General features: G+C 71.8%; 14 protein-coding genes. 3 read left to right on the top strand and 11 right to left on the bottom strand.

Going from position 1 to position 14,408, the window contains the following annotated elements:
* Position 1: 1 nt before the first annotated feature.
* The 9 genes from ACIA8L_RS36665 to ACIA8L_RS36625 all read right to left on the bottom strand — a co-directional run bounded on the left by ACIA8L_RS36665 (position 2) and on the right by ACIA8L_RS36625 (position 9,145).
* Positions 2-865 carry an IclR family transcriptional regulator gene (locus tag ACIA8L_RS36665; protein ID WP_395911816.1) on the bottom strand — a complete coding sequence of 288 codons (864 nt, stop codon included), beginning with the start codon at positions 863-865 and terminating at the stop codon, positions 2-4.
* On the bottom strand, positions 865-1,911 hold the full coding sequence (locus ACIA8L_RS36660; protein WP_395911814.1) for an ABC transporter ATP-binding protein: 1,047 nt from the start codon (positions 1,909-1,911) through the stop codon (positions 865-867). The genes ACIA8L_RS36665 and ACIA8L_RS36660 overlap by 1 nt, the downstream gene beginning before the upstream one ends.
* Positions 1,908-2,882: an ABC transporter ATP-binding protein gene (locus tag ACIA8L_RS36655; protein ID WP_395911813.1), complete on the bottom strand. Its 975-nt coding sequence runs from the start codon at positions 2,880-2,882 to the stop codon at positions 1,908-1,910. The genes ACIA8L_RS36660 and ACIA8L_RS36655 overlap by 4 nt, the downstream gene beginning before the upstream one ends.
* Positions 2,879-3,766: an ABC transporter permease gene (locus ACIA8L_RS36650; RefSeq protein ID WP_395911811.1), complete on the bottom strand. Its 888-nt coding sequence runs from the start codon at positions 3,764-3,766 to the stop codon at positions 2,879-2,881. Before ACIA8L_RS36650 ends, ACIA8L_RS36655 begins: the two co-directional genes overlap by 4 nt.
* Positions 3,763-4,722, bottom strand: a complete 960-nt coding sequence (locus ACIA8L_RS36645; RefSeq protein ID WP_395911809.1) for an ABC transporter permease — start codon at positions 4,720-4,722, stop codon at positions 3,763-3,765. Before ACIA8L_RS36645 ends, ACIA8L_RS36650 begins: the two co-directional genes overlap by 4 nt.
* A gap of 65 nt (positions 4,723-4,787) precedes the next feature.
* Positions 4,788-6,383 (bottom strand): ABC transporter substrate-binding protein, encoded by a 1,596-nt coding sequence (locus ACIA8L_RS36640; protein WP_395911807.1) that lies wholly within the window; start codon positions 6,381-6,383, stop codon positions 4,788-4,790.
* A 53-nt stretch (positions 6,384-6,436) separates the two neighbouring features.
* Positions 6,437-7,288, bottom strand: a complete 852-nt coding sequence (locus ACIA8L_RS36635) for a fumarylacetoacetate hydrolase family protein (protein WP_395911805.1) — start codon at positions 7,286-7,288, stop codon at positions 6,437-6,439.
* Positions 7,275-8,147, bottom strand: a complete 873-nt coding sequence (locus tag ACIA8L_RS36630) for a Gfo/Idh/MocA family protein (RefSeq protein ID WP_395911803.1) — start codon at positions 8,145-8,147, stop codon at positions 7,275-7,277. Before ACIA8L_RS36630 ends, ACIA8L_RS36635 begins: the two co-directional genes overlap by 14 nt.
* On the bottom strand, positions 8,144-9,145 hold the full coding sequence (locus ACIA8L_RS36625; protein WP_395911802.1) for a Gfo/Idh/MocA family protein: 1,002 nt from the start codon (positions 9,143-9,145) through the stop codon (positions 8,144-8,146). The genes ACIA8L_RS36630 and ACIA8L_RS36625 overlap by 4 nt, the downstream gene beginning before the upstream one ends.
* A 135-nt stretch (positions 9,146-9,280) precedes the next feature.
* On the opposite strand from ACIA8L_RS36625, the gene ACIA8L_RS36620 reads away from it, so the two are divergent.
* From ACIA8L_RS36620 to ACIA8L_RS36610, 3 genes are read left to right on the top strand one after another with little or no spacing between them, the layout of a single operon-like run.
* Positions 9,281-10,603, top strand: a complete 1,323-nt coding sequence (locus ACIA8L_RS36620; protein WP_395911801.1) for an aspartate aminotransferase family protein — start codon at positions 9,281-9,283, stop codon at positions 10,601-10,603.
* A complete protein-coding gene (gene hisD / locus ACIA8L_RS36615) occupies positions 10,603-11,895 on the top strand; it encodes a histidinol dehydrogenase (protein WP_395911799.1) in 1,293 nt (430 codons plus the stop codon). The genes ACIA8L_RS36620 and hisD overlap by 1 nt, the downstream gene beginning before the upstream one ends.
* Positions 11,892-12,515, top strand: a complete 624-nt coding sequence (locus ACIA8L_RS36610; protein WP_395911797.1) for an SGNH/GDSL hydrolase family protein — start codon at positions 11,892-11,894, stop codon at positions 12,513-12,515. The genes hisD and ACIA8L_RS36610 overlap by 4 nt, the downstream gene beginning before the upstream one ends.
* Here ACIA8L_RS36610 and ACIA8L_RS36605 read toward each other — a convergent pair.
* Positions 12,502-13,518 carry a zinc-binding dehydrogenase gene (locus ACIA8L_RS36605; RefSeq protein WP_395911795.1) on the bottom strand — a complete coding sequence of 339 codons (1,017 nt, stop codon included), beginning with the start codon at positions 13,516-13,518 and terminating at the stop codon, positions 12,502-12,504. The genes ACIA8L_RS36610 and ACIA8L_RS36605 overlap by 14 nt on opposite strands.
* The gene (locus ACIA8L_RS36600; protein WP_395911793.1) at positions 13,500-14,399 is read right to left on the bottom strand and encodes an SMP-30/gluconolactonase/LRE family protein; all 900 of its coding nucleotides are present in this window, start codon (positions 14,397-14,399) and stop codon (positions 13,500-13,502) included. The genes ACIA8L_RS36605 and ACIA8L_RS36600 overlap by 19 nt, the downstream gene beginning before the upstream one ends.
* Between the last annotated feature and the right edge of the window lie 9 nt (positions 14,400-14,408).

Genomic DNA, 14,408 nt, shown 5'->3' with positions numbered 1-14,408 from the left:
ATCAGCGCTTGCCGGCGGGGCGCAGCGAGCGGTGCACGATGCGCAGGGCCGCGGTGAAGTCGGGGTCGTCGGACATGGCTTTGGCGACCTCGTCCAGCGCGGCGACGTACTCCTGCTGCTTCTGCGCCGTGAACTCCCCCGCCGGCCCCGAGACGCTCACCGCCGCGAGCAGCTCCCCGCCGATGCGCACGCCGACCGCGCAGCAACGCAGGCCGATGCTGCGCTCGTTGTCGTCGAGGGCGAAGCCGCGCTTGGCCGTGCGCTTGAGGTCCTTGCGCAGGTCGGCCAGGGTGGTCAGGGTGTTCTCGGCGAAGGCCGGGAACGGCTCGGCCGGCACCAGCGCCGCCAGGTCCCCGTCCGGCAGCTCCGACAGCAGCATCTTGCCCAGGCCGGTGCAGTACGTGTGGTCGCGGGCCCCGAGCGCGGTGGTGAACCGCAGCGGCCGGTCCGGCTCGGCGACGCAGATGTGCAGCACCTGGTCGCCGTCGAGGACCCCCAGGTTGGCGGTCTGCCCCGTGCCCAGCGCGACCGGGCGCAGGTAGGCGTCGGCGACCACGGTCAGGTCGAGCGAAGAGACGTAGGCGCTGGCCAGGCGCTGCACCTTGTGCCCGAGGCGGTATGAGGGCCGCTCGTCGACCCGGACCACGTACTCCATCTCCGCCAGCACCGCGAGGAGCCGCACGAGGGTGCTCTTCGGCAGCGCCGTGTGCTCGCTGAACTCGTTGACGGTCAGCGGCTCCGGCTCGGTGGCCAGCATCTCCAGCAGCGCGAGGCCCCGGGCCAGGGCGTTGGCGTGGTAGTTCGCCGACGCGGGCCTGCTGTCGTCGACGGGCACCGGGCGGACGGTGCGGGTGGAACGGGCCATCACGGCCTCCTCGCGGGGTGGTTCTCCAGGGTGGCGGGCAGTTCGGGGAAGTGGCAGGCGCTCGGATGCCCCACCCCGATCCGGTCGATCAGGGCCGGGGCTTCCTGTGCACAGACATCCTGGGCCTTCCAGCACCGGGTGCGAAAGCGGCAACCCGACGGCGGGTCGGCCGGCTGCCGCCGCCCCGGAGGGTCTTGCACCGTTGGGCTCGGCACGTCCCCGGTCAGCGTGATGCGGTCCCGCTCCTCCCGGCCGACCGGCGTGGGGACCGGGATGGCCGAGAGCAGCGCCTGCGTGTAGGGGTGGGTAGGGCGGGTGAAGATGTCGGCCCGGGTGCCGGTCTCGACGATCCCGCCGAGGTACATCACCGCGACCCGGTGCGAGATGTGCCGGACGACGGACAGGTTGTGGCTGATGAACAGGTACGCCAGCCCGAGCCGGTCCTGCAGGTCCCGCAGCTGGTTGATGACCTGCGCCTGCACCGACACGTCCAGGGCGCTGACCGGCTCGTCGAGGACCAGGAGCTTCGGGTTGAGGGCCAGGGCCCGGGCCAGGCCGACCCGCTGGCGCTGACCGCCGGAGAACTCGTGGGCGTAGCGGCGGGCGTGCTCGGGGCGCAGGCCGACGAGGGTGAGCAGCTGCGCGACCCGCTCCGGGCCGCCGTCGCCGTAGCGGCCCTGGACCCGCAGCGGCTCGGCCACGATCTCGTGGACGGTCATGCGCGGCGACAGCGACGCGTACGGGTCCTGGAACATGATCTGGATGTCGCGGCGCTTGGCCCGCAGCTGCGACTGGGGCAGCCGGGCCAGGTCGGCGCCCTCGAACAGGATCCGGCCCGCGGTCGGCTCGATCAGGCGCACGAGGAGCCGGCCGGTCGTCGACTTGCCGCAGCCCGACTCGCCGACCAGTGACAGTGTTTCACCGGCCGCCAGTTCCAGGTCCACGCCGTCGACCGCGCGGACCGCACCGACCTGCCGCTGCAGCACCCCCTTGCGGATCGGGAAGTGCTTCGACAGGCCCTCCACCTTCAGCAGTGGCTCCGTCATGCGAGCTCCTCATGAAAATGACAGGCGCTGCGGCGGTTCGCGGCAATCTCCAGCAACGGCGGCCGGTCGGTCGTGCAGATGTCCCGGGCCATCGCGCAGCGCGGGTGGAACGGGCAGCCCGGCGGGGGTGCGGCCATGTTCGGCGGGTTGCCGGGGATCGGGTCGAGGCGGTCCGTGTCCGTGTCCATGCGCGGCAGGCTGGCGAGCAGCCCCAGAGTGTACGGATGCCGGGGCTTCGCGAACAGGTCGATGACGCTCGCCGTTTCGACGACCCGCCCGGCGTACATGACGACGACCCGGTCCGCCAGCTCGGCGACGATGCCGAGGTCGTGGGTGATGAGGATGGTCGCGGCCCCGGTCTCCCGCTGGGCCTTCTGCAGCAGCTGCAGGACCTGGGCCTGGATGGTGACGTCCAGGGCGGTGGTCGGCTCGTCGGCGATGATCAGGTCGGGGTCGTTGGCGATGGCCATGGCGATCATCGCGCGCTGCCGCATACCGCCGGAGAACTCGTGGGGGTACTGCTTCACGCGATGCGCCGCATCGGGGACCCCGACGAGGCCGAGGAGCTCCACCGCGCGGGCCCGGGCCGCCTTCTTGTCCTGCTTGCGCTGGTGCAGCAGCACTGTTTCGGCGATCTGGTCGCCGATGCTCAGCACCGGGTTCAGCGCCGTCATCGGGTCCTGGAAGATCATGCCGACCGGTCCGCCGCGGATCGCGCGCAGCGCCCGCGGCGACAGCCCGCGCAGGTCCTGGCCGCGGAAGGCCAGGGTCCCGGCCGAGACCCGGGCCGGCGGCTCGCGGAGCAGGCGCAGAATGGACATCGCGGTGACGGTCTTGCCGGAGCCCGACTCGCCGACGACCGCAACGATCTCGCCCTCGTCGACCTCGAGGTCGACCCCGTCGACGGCGTGCACTACGGCGTCGTCGGTGTGGAAGTCGACGGTGAGGCCCTCGATCTTCAATAACGTCACGACTGCCTCGGATCCACGGCGTCGCGCAGGCCGTCGCCGATGAAGTTGACGGCGAGCACGGTCAGCGCGACCGCGACGCCCGGGGAGAGCCACAGCCACGGCTCGGAGCGGATGACGGTGAGGCTCTGTGCGTCGGTGAGCATGTTGCCCCAGCTGGCCGACGGCGGCTGCACGCCGAGGCCGAGGAACGACAGCGTCGCCTCCAGGGCGATCGCCTGAGCGACGGCGAGGGTGGCGGCCACGCTCACCGGCGGCAGCGCGGCCGGGATGATGTGCCGGCGCAGCAGCCACACCGGGCCGGCGCCGGTGGCCCGGGACGCGAGGACGTACTCCTGCTCGCGCAGGGACAGCGTCACGCCGCGCACGATCCGGCCGCAGACCGGCCACTGGAACAGCCCGATCGCGATGATCATCGTGACCACGCTCGGCCCGAGGACGCCGGCGATGACCACGATGACGACCAGCGACGGGAACGACATGAACACGTCCGCGGCCCGCATGACCAGGCCGTCGACCCAGCCGCCGAGCAACCCGGCGAGGCCACCGAGGACGGTGCCGACGACGACCGCCAGCCCGGCCGAGAGGATGCCGACGCCGAGCGAGATCCGCCCGGCGAACAGCAGCCGGGAGAGCACGTCGCGGCCGGTGGAGTCGGTGCCGAGCCAGTGCTCGCCGCCCGGCGCGGCCCGCGCGGCCAGGAGGTCGATCTGGTTGGGGTCGTGCCCGGACAGCGGCCGCGCGAACAGCGCCGCCAGGATCACGAGGAAGAGGAACACGAGGCTGGCCAGGGCGGCCGGGTTGCGCCGGAACCGCCGCAGCGCCCCGCGCCGCGGGCTGGCCTCGGCGACGCCGGCCACCTCGTCCGCCACCTGAGGGATCGTCATCGCAGCCTCACCCGGGGGTCGACGAGCGTGTACAGGACATCGGCGAGCAGGTTCGACAGCAGCACCAGGATGGCGATCAGCAGCGCGAAGCCGATGATCACCGAGTAGTCGTGCTGGTTGACGGAGCTCACCGCGAGCTGGCCCATGCCCGGCCAGGCGAAGACCTGCTCGATGACGACCGCGCCGGCCAGCAGCTGCGGCACGTTGGAGGCGACGACCGTGAGCAGGGGGATCAGCGAGTTGCGGAAGGCGTGGCGCAGGACCACCCGGCGGGGCGGTGCGCCCTTGGCCTCGGCGGTGCGCACGTAGTCCGCCTGCAGCTCGGTGATCATGGAGCTGCGGACGTACCGCATGAACGGCCCGGAGTTGCCGAAGCCCAGGATGAGCGCCGGCAGGACGAGATGGCGGATCGTGTCCAGCAGGCTCGGCGCGGTCGGATCGGAGATGCCCGATGACGGCAGCCATTGCAGTTTCAGCGTGAAGAAGTAGATGGCGATCAGCGCGACGAAGAACACCGGGATCGACACGGAGCCGAGGCTCACCACGGTCGCGGAGTAGTCCACGACGGTGTTGCGGCGGCGGGCCGCGGCGATGCCGAGCGGGATGGCGACCAGCAGCGAGATGAGCAGCGCGACGCCCATCAGCTCGATGGTCGGGCCGATGCGCTCGGCGAGCACCTCGGTCACCGGGCGCCCGTTGAGCAGCGAGTAGCCGAGGTCGCCCTGCACGGCGTTGACGAGCCAGTGCCAGTACTGCACGACGACCGACTGGTCCAGGCCGAGCTCGTGGCGTTTCTGCGCGATGAACTCGGCGCTGCCGGCGTTGAGCTGATCGGCCGGGACCTGCATGGCGATCGGGTCGCCGGGTGTCTTGTGCACCAGGCCGAAGATCGCGACGGTGATCAGGAAGAACACCAGCACGTTCACCAGCAGTCGGCGGACGAGGTACGCCCCCAAGTCACCCTCCTCTCACGGTGAGAAGCCGGGCGGGTGCGCGTGCACCCGCCCGGCCTCGGCGGTCCTTATCCGCTGATCGTCCAGCTGGCCGGGTCCCAGAAGTTCGCGTCCTGGGAGCCCGGGGCCCGGAAGCCCTGGACCTTCTTGCTCACGCCCCACAGACCGTACGGGTTGTACAGCCACATCAGGTCGACCTGCGCGTTGGACTCGACGGCGGCCTGGTCGTAGAGGCTCTTGCGCTGGGCCGCGTCGACGGTCTGGTTCGCCTGCGTCATCAGCTGGTCGAGCTTCTGGTCGCAGAAGAAGTTGATGTTGCCGCCGGCCGGGTGCTGCTGCACGCACGCCGTGATCACGTTGATCGCGGAGGAGTCGACGGCGTAGTTGCCGCCGCCGTACAGCGTCATGTCGTACGACTTGTCCTTGTACGTGCCGGCGATGTTGGCCGCCTGGATGTTGACCAGGTTGACCTTCACGCCGACCGCGGCCAGCTCGCTCTGCACGATCGTGGCGGTCGCGTCCCGGTCCCGCTGGCCGTGCACCCACTGCAGGTTGATCGTGCGGTTCGGGTCCCACCCGGCCTCGGCGAGCAGCTGCTTGGCCTTGTCGACGTTCTTGGCGTAGTCGTTGAGGCCGGACGGCGAGTTGGCCTTCGCGAAGTCCGACAGCCGGACCTCGGCCTTGTTCATCAGGACCGTCTTGACGATCTGCTGGCGGTCCACGGCGTAGAGGAACGCCTGGCGGACGCGGGCGTCCTTGAAGTAGTCCTTGGACTGGTTGAGCGCGATGCGCACGAACCCGGCGCCCGGCTTCTCCTGTGTCGCGACGCCGCTGAATCCGGAGACGGTGGCCGCGTCGGTCGGCGAGTAGGAGGCGATGTCGATGCCGCCGTTGCCCAGCTGCGCGGTCGCGACATCGGACGTCATCGGCTTGAGGTAGACATCCTTGATCTTCGCGGGACTGCGGTAATTGGGGTTGGCCGTGACATGCACATACTGATTGGTCTTGTACTCCACGAAGGTGTACGGACCCATCCCGACCGTCGGCTTGCGGAAGAACTCGTCCTTGGCCACGGCGTCCGGGGCGTCCTTGCCCAGCACGTGCTCGGGCAGGATCCACGGGTAGCCGATGACGGCGAGCAGCCCGAAGTTCGGCTGGGCGGCCTTGATGACGAACGTGTTGTCGTCCGGCGCCGAGAACCCGCTGATCGCCGGGGCCTTGCCGGAGGTGAAGTCGGCGACACCGGCGACACCGGCGTAGCTGCCGGCCGTGGCGCTGGTCGTCTTCGGGTTGGCCAGCAGGCTGTAGGTGAACAGCACGTCCTTGGAGGTGAACGGCTGCCCGTCACTCCACTTGAGGCCCTTGCGCAGGTGGAACGTGAACGTCGTCGCGTCCGCGGACACGTCGTAGGTCTCGGCGAGGCGCGGCTGCAGCTTGTAGTCGGGGTCGACGGCGAGCAGGCCCTCGTAGACGAAGGACATGACCTGCGAGTCGGCGCCGTTGAGCGGAGCGAGGGGGCTGAACACGCCGGCCGGCTCCTGGTAGAGGTACACGTTCAGCGAAGACTTGCCGGCCGCGGCCGGCGTGTCGGTCTTCGGGCCGGTACAGGCGGCCGAGGCGAGTAATGCCGCGACCGCGGCGCCGGCAAGGAACACCCGTTTCATGGGCACCTCTTTGTATCTGGGGGGTTGGCATGGGCGGAGGGTTGGGCGCGGCCTCAGGCCACCGTGTTGCGCAGTGTTCCCAGCGGGCCCATCTCGACGACCATCTCGTCGCCGGACTTGAGGAACTCACCGGTCGCGGCCCCGACGCCGGAGGGGGTGCCGGTGAGGATGACGTCACCGGGTTCCAGCGTCATGAGCCGTGAGGCGTGTGCGATCAGCTCGGCCACCGAGAAGATCATGTCCTTGGTCGAGCCGAGCTGCTTGGTGACGCCGTTGACGTCGATGCGGATCGGGATCGCCTGGGGGTCGCCGGCCTCGTCGGCGCTGAGCAGCCACGGGCCGAGGGGCGCGAAGCCGTCGCACCACTTGCCGGCCAGCCAGTCGAAGAACCAGACGGCCTTGTCGTCGGTGTCGCGCTCGAAGCCGTAGTCGACGCTGCGGGCGGAGACGTCGTTGGAGGCCATGTAGCCGGCCACGTGGTCGAGGGCCTCGGCCTGCGGGATGTTCCGGCCGGCGCGGCCGATCACGACCGCGAGCTCGGTCTCCCAGTCGACCTCTTTGCTGATGTCGGGCAGCGGGATGACCGCGCCGGGGCCCACGATCGACGTCGGCGGTTTCAGGAACAGCCGCGGTGAGAGGCGCGACTTGTCGAGGGGCTCCCCACCGGTCTCGGTCACGTGGTCCTGGTAGTTGGCCGCCGCGGCCAGCAGCTTGCCGGGCCGTTGCAGCGGGGCCAGCAGGGTCACCGCGGCCAGGGCGACGCTCTCCCCCGGACCGTCCCCTGTGGACAGACCGGCCTCGACCAGGCGCTGCAGGTCACCGTCGCCCAGTTCGACGACGGTGTCGCCGGTCTCCAGGCGGCCGTGGCGCACGGCGCCGTCCCGCAGGTAGCTAACGAACCGCATCGAGCGCCACTCCCCGGTTTTCCTTGATGGACTGCTGGGCCGCCTCGACGATCCGCTGCGCGCGGGCGGCATCGCGCGGGCCGAGCTCGGCCCGGCCGGTGCGCACGCCGGCGGCGAGCACGTCGAGCAACGTGTCGACGGTGCTGGGACCGGTCCAGGCCTGGTGCGTCGCCGTGGCCGTGTGGACCCGCAGCGCCGGCCGGGTCGCGTCGATGACGAGCACGCCGTGGGAGCCGCTGATGCGGTACCGATGCAGGAGCAGGCCGGACGGGGCGACACCCTGCACCGCGGGCACCCGGCCGCAGACGATGGTGCTGGTGACGCCGTTATCGTGGTCGAGCTGCACCGTGTCCAGGGGGCCGCCGGTGGCACTGACGCGTGTGACAGCCAGGCCGAGCAGGTCACAGACGATGTCGATGGGGTACAGGCCGAGGTTGAGCAGCTCGCCGCCGGGTGCGGGGTCGCCGCCGGCCACGATGAAGTCGCACTGGACGTTCCACGGCAGCCCCACCCGCCCCGCGCGCACCGCCGCCTTCGCCGAGCGCAGGGCGCCGCCGAGCCGCTGATGGTGGGCCGGAACAACAACCACGCCGTGCTCCTCGGCGAGCTCGGCCAGCCGGTCGCACTCCTCGGCCGTCGCGGCCAGGGGCTTGTCGGCGAGGACGTGCCTTCCGGCCCGGATCTCGCGCTCGATCGTGGCTGCTCGCTGTTCCAGCGGGACGGTTACCGAAACAACCGGTGCGGCCTCGTCGTCGACGATCGTGAACTCGGGGTGCCGGTCGAACGCGGGCCTGTACATGTCGCGCTGGTGGTTCTGGGTTCCGATCCCGGCCTCGCCGAGCAACCGCACCGGGATCATGCGAGCACCTCGGCCAATGGCACTGTTTCACCTGTCGCGATGGAGCGCTCGGCGGCGACGCCCATGGCGACCGCGAGCACCGCGTCGTCGACCGGCATGAGCGGCGGCGCGCCCCCGATGCTGTCCAGCCAGGCCCGCAGCTGCACCGCGAACCCGTTGCCGCCGGCCGCCGGCACGAGCGCCGGACCGCCCTCGGCGTAGAGCACCGCGGCCTCGCCGTCCCAGTCCTGCCGGACCGCGCCGCCGCTGCCCGCGACGAACAGCTCCCGCTGGTTGAACGAGCCCGGCCGGTGGGCCCGGCTCATCTCGCACACCGCGGTGGCCCCGTTCGCGTAGTCCACCACCATCTCCAGGTAGTCGTAGATGCCGAGCTCGGTGGCGGTCTGCTTGCGGCCCCGGGCCCGCACGGCGACCGGCCGCGCGCCGAGCCACCAGGTGGCCAGGTCGAGCAGGTGGACGCCGTTGTGCAGGGCGTGCCCGCCGGACTTGGCCGGGTCGTTGACCCAGGCGCTCCAGTCGGGCCAGATCCAGCCGCCGAGGATGGCCAGGCGGACCAGGAACGGCTCGCCGATGTCGGCGATCGCGGCCTTGACGGCGCGGCCGTAGTCGTAGGCCCGGTGGGTGTGCGCGGCCGCCAGGACCAGGTCTTTTCCGGCGAACGCGGCCTGCAGGGCGCGCGCGTCTGCGACCGTGGTGGTCAGGGGTTTCTCGATGAGCAGGTGCTTGCCGGCGGCGGCGACCGCGGCGCCGATGCCGGCGTGCGTGAAGTTCGGCGTGCACACGATCGCGGCGTCCACGTCCGGCCACGCGAGGGCCGAGGCGAGGTCGCTCGCGTGCGGGATGCCACCCTGGGAGCGGGCGAACGCGGCCGCCCGGCCGGGGTCGACATCGACGATCCCGGCGATGCGGGCACCCGGCGTCACGGCGACCGCAGCACTGTGTGCATCGGCGATGAACCCGGCGCCGACCAGCAGAATGCCGATCTCGTCCGCTGCCACCCAGCCCTCCTCCACGATGAGTGTGCCAGTTGTTTGGAACGAAGTTTCATGTCCCGCGGGGAACCTGTCAAGGTCCACTCATTGCAACATGGAACGTCTTGCCATGTTGTTACCACGTGGCCTAGCGTCCCGGGCATGCCCTCTGCACAACGGCGGGAGGCCCCGCGCGGACAGGCGATCGCCGAGCGGGCCGCCCGAGTCATCCCCGGCGGCGTCAACTCCTCCACGCGATACATCGGCGAGCCGTACTCCTTCACCGGCGCCGGCGGCGCCTACGTGACGGACGCCGACGGCCGCCGCTACCTCGACTACCACGCCGCGTTCGGCGCGATCCTGCTCGGCCACAACCACCCGGTCGTCAACGACGCCGTCCGGTCCGCGCTCGACGGCATCGACCTCGTCGGCCTCGGCGTCACCGAGGGCGAGGTCCGGCTGGCGGAGCGGGTCGTCGAGCTCATCCCGTCGGCCGAGTCGATGATCGCGACGATGAGCGGCTCGGAGGCCACCGCCCAGGCGATCCGGCTGTCCCGGGCCGCGACCGGCCGCGATCTCCTCGTCAAGTTCCAGGGCGGGTTCCACGGCTGGACCGACTCGGTCGCCCGCAACGTCATCTCGGCCCCGGACAAGGCCTACGGCCGCGACCCGCTCTCCGAGGGCATCCTGCCCCAGGCCATCGACGCGACGCTCATCGCCGAGTTCAACGACCTCGACTCGGTGATCGCGCACTTCGACGCCAACCCGGACCGCATCGCCGCGGTGATCCTCGAGCCCATCCCGCACAACGTCGGCGCGCTGCTGCCCACCCGGGAGTTCGTCGAGGGCCTGCGCACCCTGACCCGCGACCGCGGCGCCGTGCTCATCTTCGACGAGGTCATCACCGGCTTCCGGCACGCGCTCGGCGGCTACCAGGAGGTCGTCGGGGTCACGCCCGACCTGACCACGTTCGGCAAGGGCATGGCCAACGGCTATCCGGTCGGCGGGGTCGCCGGCCGCCGGGACCTGATGGAGCGCTTCAACGGCCGCACCGGCGACGTGCTGCTGGCCGGCACGTTCAACGGCAACCCGATCGGCTGCGCCGCCGCCCTCGCCACCATCGACCACCTGGCCGCCAACCCCGACTTCTACACCCGCACCCACGAGCTCGGCGCCCGCATGCGCGACGGCCTCGCCGCCCTCACCGCCGAGCTCGGCATCGAGGCCACCGTGGCCGGCTTCGGCGGCGTGTTCGCGCTGTACTTCGCGAAGGCCCCCGTCCTGGGCTACCGCGACCTCATGCGCAACAACGACGCCGCCTACATCGCCTTCCACCGCGGCATGACCGAGCGCGGCTTCCTCATGCTGCCGATGGCCCTGAAACGCAACCACATCAGCGGCGCACACACCGCTGAGGAGATCGACCAGTCCCTCGAAGCCGCACGCGAGGTCCTGCGCTCGCTGCGCCCCCTGCTGGAGGTCTGATGGCGTTCCACCTGAAGTCGCCCACCGGCAGCGCCGCCGCCGCGGTGTCCGGGGTCGCCGAGACCGTCGCGACCGTCATCGCCGACGTCGAGGCCCGCGGCGACGAGGCCGTGCGCGAATACTCCGAGAAGTTCGACAAGTGGTCGCCGCCCAGCTTCCGGCTCTCCCCCGAGGACATCGAGCGGATCGTCGGCGGGGTCGACCGGCAGGTCATCGACGACATCCGGACCGTGCAGCGCAACGTCGGCGACTTCGCCCGCCGGCAGCTGGAGTCGCTGCAGGACTTCGAGGTCGAAACGCTGCCGGGGGTGTACCTCGGGCAGCGCTCCATCCCCGTGTCCGCGGCGGGCGCCTACGTCCCCGGCGGCCGCTACCCCCTGGTCGCCTCCGCGCACATGACGGTGGTGACGGCCAAGGTCGCCGGTGTCCCCCGGGTCGCCGCCTGCACGCCCCCGATCCGCGGCGAGATCCCGGCGGCGACGGTCGCGGCGATGCACCTGGCCGGCGCCGACGAGATCTACCTGCTCGGCGGGGTCCAGGCGGTCGCCGCCCTGGCCGTGGGCACCGGCTCCATCGCGAAGGTCGACCTCCTGGCCGGCCCCGGCAACGCCTACGTCGCCGAGGCCAAGCGGCAGCTCTTCGGCCGCGTCGGCATCGACCTGTTCGCCGGCCCGACCGAGATCCTGATCGTCGCCGACGGCGCCGCCGACCCGTTCATCGTCGCCGTGGACCTGCTCAGCCAGGCCGAGCACGGCCCCGACTCCCCCGCCATCCTGATCTGCTCCTCCGAGGCCGTGGCCCGCAAGGCCCTCGAGCACGTCGAGGCGCTGCTGCCGGGGATGCCGACCAACGACTACGCCGGCCCCGCCTGGCGCGACCACGGCCAGATCATCGTCACGGACACGACGGACGAAGCGTTCGCGGTGGCCAACACCTTCGCCGCCGAGCACGTCCAGGTCCTGACGGCCGAGCCGCGGCGGGCCCTGGCGCTGATGCACGACTACGGCGCCCTGTTCCTGGGCGAGGAGACCTGCGTGTCGTACGGCGACAAGGTCATCGGCACCAACCACACCCTGCCCACCCGCGGCGCCGCGCGCTACACGGGCGGCCTGTGGGTCGGCAAGTACCTGAAGACCGTCACCTACCAGGAGATCACCAACCGCGACTCCAGCGCCGAGCTCGGGCGGCTGTGCGGCCGCGCGGCCCGCGTGGAGCTGTTCGAGGGCCATGCCCGCTCCGGCGACGCCCGGGCCGCGAAGTACGCCGGTGATCCCCTACCGTGGGCCGTATGATCTTCGGACCCGGCCAGCGCGTCCTGTTCATCGGCGACAGCATCACGGACGCCGGCCGCACCGGCCCGCTCCCGCCCTACGGCGACGGGTATCTCAACCTGCTCCGCGCCCTGGTCACCGCCCGCCACCCGGAGGTGCCGCTGACGTGGCTCAACCGGGGGATCTCCGGCAACACCGTCCGGCACCTGCGCGAGCGGTGGCAGCGCGACGCGATCGACGAGCGCCCGGACTGGCTGTCGGTGATGATCGGCATCAACGATGTGTGGCGCGCGTTCGGCGACCGCCCGCACGAGGCGGTACCCCCGCCGGAGTTCGAAGCCACACTGCGGGCGCTGCTGACCGAGGCGGTGGAGGCGACGGGGTGCCGCCTGATCGTCGCCACGCCGTACTTCATCGAGCCGGACCTGGCCGATCCGCAGCGCACGCGGAGTGACCGCTATGCGGCCGTGGTCCGGAAGGTGGCTTCGGACCACGGCGCTCTGCTGGTCGACACCCAGGCGACGTTCGACCGCCTGCTCACCCACCGCCCGCCGGCGGCGTGGGCCCCGGACCGCGTCCACCCCGGCATCGAGGGCCACACGGCTCTGGCCCTGGCGTTCCTCGAGGTCATCGAAGGTTAGGGTCGACCAGCAGTTTGGGGCCCGGGCCGGCCGTCGCGGGGCGGTGGCCGGCCAGGACCGCGGGGACGTCGGCCAGGCCGATGGTGGCGCCCACGAGGGGGCGGGGGTCGACGGAGTTCCAGGCGTAGGCGGCGATGGCGCCGGGCAGGCCCGCGGACGCGCCCAGGATGCCGACCGCGGTGACGTCCTTCAGCGCGATCTCGCGGGAGTCGACGTCGCTGCGGACGCCGGACAGGCCGATGTAGACGAGCCGGCGGCCGGGCTCGACCAGGTCGAGGGCGAGCGCCGGGGCCTGCGGGTCGTTGGTGGCGTCGACCACGGCGTCCCAGGCCAGGTCCGGCAGGTCGGGGCGGGTCCAGGCGCCCTGGAAGCCGAGCTCCCGGGCCAGGGCCAGCTGGGCCGGGTCGCGGCCCAGGAGGTGCACCTCGGCCTTGGCGGCCCGGGCGAACAGGGCGGTGAGCAGCCCGATCGTCCCCGTGCCGAGGACCAGCAGCCGCTCGCCGGGCGCGAGGGCGGCCGCGTGCACGCACCGCAGCGCGTTGCCGCCCGGCTCGACCATGGCCCCGGCCGCCGCGTCGAGGTCGTCGGGCAGGTCGTGCAGGGTGTGGGCGGGGACGGCGAGGCGCTCGGCGAGGGCACCCGGGATCGCGCCGCGGATGCCGACCTCGTCGCGGGCCGCGCACACGTGGTGCCGGCCGGAGAGGCAGCGCACGCACCGGCCGCAGCCGATCATCGTGTCGCCGGTGACCCGGCGGCCCAGCAGCGACTCGTCCACATCGGGCCCGACGGCGGTGACCACGCCGCACCATTCGTGCCCGGGCCGCACCGGATACGCCGTGATGCCGCTGTGGAAGTAGCTGAGCTCACCGGTGAACAGCTCGACGTCGGTCCCGCAGACCCCGGCCCGCTCCACGTCGACGACGACCTGGCCGGGCCCGGCGACAGGGTCGGGCACGTCCAGGACCGCGGCCGCCCGCGGCCCGGTCAGGACGAGGGCGCGCACGCGGGCTTCACCCACGGTGCCGTCGGCAGCCCACGGGCCCCGACCTTGACGGTGAACAGCTTCCCGGAGTCCGGGTAGGCGGCGCGCCGCTCCCGGGGCACGCCCCGGGCGGCGGTCGTGATGACGAGGGTGTCCAGGTCCGGACCGGCGAACGCGACGCTGGAGGTGTTGGGGGCAGCCACCTCGACCACGCCGAGCAGCGCGCCCTCGGGGCTGCGGCACTCGACCCGGGCCCCGCCCCAGACCGCGATCCACAGGTTGCCGTCGGCGTCGGCGCACATCCCGTCGGGGTGGCCGCCGTCGGCGATGGTGACCAGGTCGCGGCGCTCCCCCATCGCACCGGTCGCCGGGTCGTACTCCCGCACCCGGACCAGGTTGCGCAGCGTGTCGATGCTGTAGAACAGGTCACCGGCCGGGCTCCAGGCCAGCCCGTTGGACAGGTCCAGGTCGGCGTCGACGACGGTGACGCCCGCATCGTCGAGCCGGACCAGGATCTCCTCGCCCGTGCGCTCGTCCTGCGCCAGGCTGCCGACCAGGAACCGCCCGGCCGGGTCGACGGCGCCGTCGTTCAGGCGGCTCTCGCGGTCGGGTGGCAGTACCCGGGCGATGGCTTCTCGGCTCTGGTCGTTGTTCAGGAGTGTCAGCGTGTGGCGCTCCGCGACCAGGAGCGCACCGTCCGCGGCCACGGCGACCGCCCCGACGGTGTCATCGAACGTCCACGAGCGTTTCGTGGCGATCGGCCCGGACTCCGTCAGTGACCCCTCATGCACCGTGTTGTTCAGGATGTCGACCCACAGCAGCCGGCCTCGGGGCGCGTCCCACACGGGGCCCTCGCCCAGGGCATAGGTGGATTCGGAGGCCGGACTGGCGGAGTACCGCATACCGGGGAC

Origin of the sequence: Dactylosporangium sp. NPDC051541 (assembly GCF_044454505.1) — a bacterium.
Taxonomy (GTDB): Bacteria; Actinomycetota; Actinomycetes; order Mycobacteriales; family Micromonosporaceae; genus Dactylosporangium.
The sequence above is the reverse complement of the archived record's forward strand: the minus strand, read 5'-3'. Positions and strand labels throughout refer to the sequence as shown.

Bases quoted from the DNA above. Each gene is read 5' to 3' on its own strand.
- ACIA8L_RS36600 (WP_395911793.1), bottom strand. From the start codon at position 14,399: ATGCGGTACTCCGCCAGTCCGGCCTCCGAATCCACCTATGCCCTGGGC.
- ACIA8L_RS36635 (WP_395911805.1), bottom strand. From the start codon at position 7,288: ATGCGGTTCGTTAGCTACCTGCGGGACGGCGCCGTGCGCCACGGCCGC.
- ACIA8L_RS36660 (WP_395911814.1), bottom strand. From the start codon at position 1,911: ATGACGGAGCCACTGCTGAAGGTGGAGGGCCTGTCGAAGCACTTCCCG.
- ACIA8L_RS36610 (WP_395911797.1), top strand. From the start codon at position 11,892: ATGATCTTCGGACCCGGCCAGCGCGTCCTGTTCATCGGCGACAGCATC.
- ACIA8L_RS36665 (WP_395911816.1), bottom strand. From the start codon at position 865: ATGGCCCGTTCCACCCGCACCGTCCGCCCGGTGCCCGTCGACGACAGC.
- ACIA8L_RS36650 (WP_395911811.1), bottom strand. From the start codon at position 3,766: ATGACGATCCCTCAGGTGGCGGACGAGGTGGCCGGCGTCGCCGAGGCC.
- ACIA8L_RS36620 (WP_395911801.1), top strand. From the start codon at position 9,281: ATGCCCTCTGCACAACGGCGGGAGGCCCCGCGCGGACAGGCGATCGCC.
- hisD (WP_395911799.1), top strand. From the start codon at position 10,603: ATGGCGTTCCACCTGAAGTCGCCCACCGGCAGCGCCGCCGCCGCGGTG.
- ACIA8L_RS36630 (WP_395911803.1), bottom strand. From the start codon at position 8,147: ATGATCCCGGTGCGGTTGCTCGGCGAGGCCGGGATCGGAACCCAGAAC.
- ACIA8L_RS36640 (WP_395911807.1), bottom strand. From the start codon at position 6,383: ATGAAACGGGTGTTCCTTGCCGGCGCCGCGGTCGCGGCATTACTCGCC.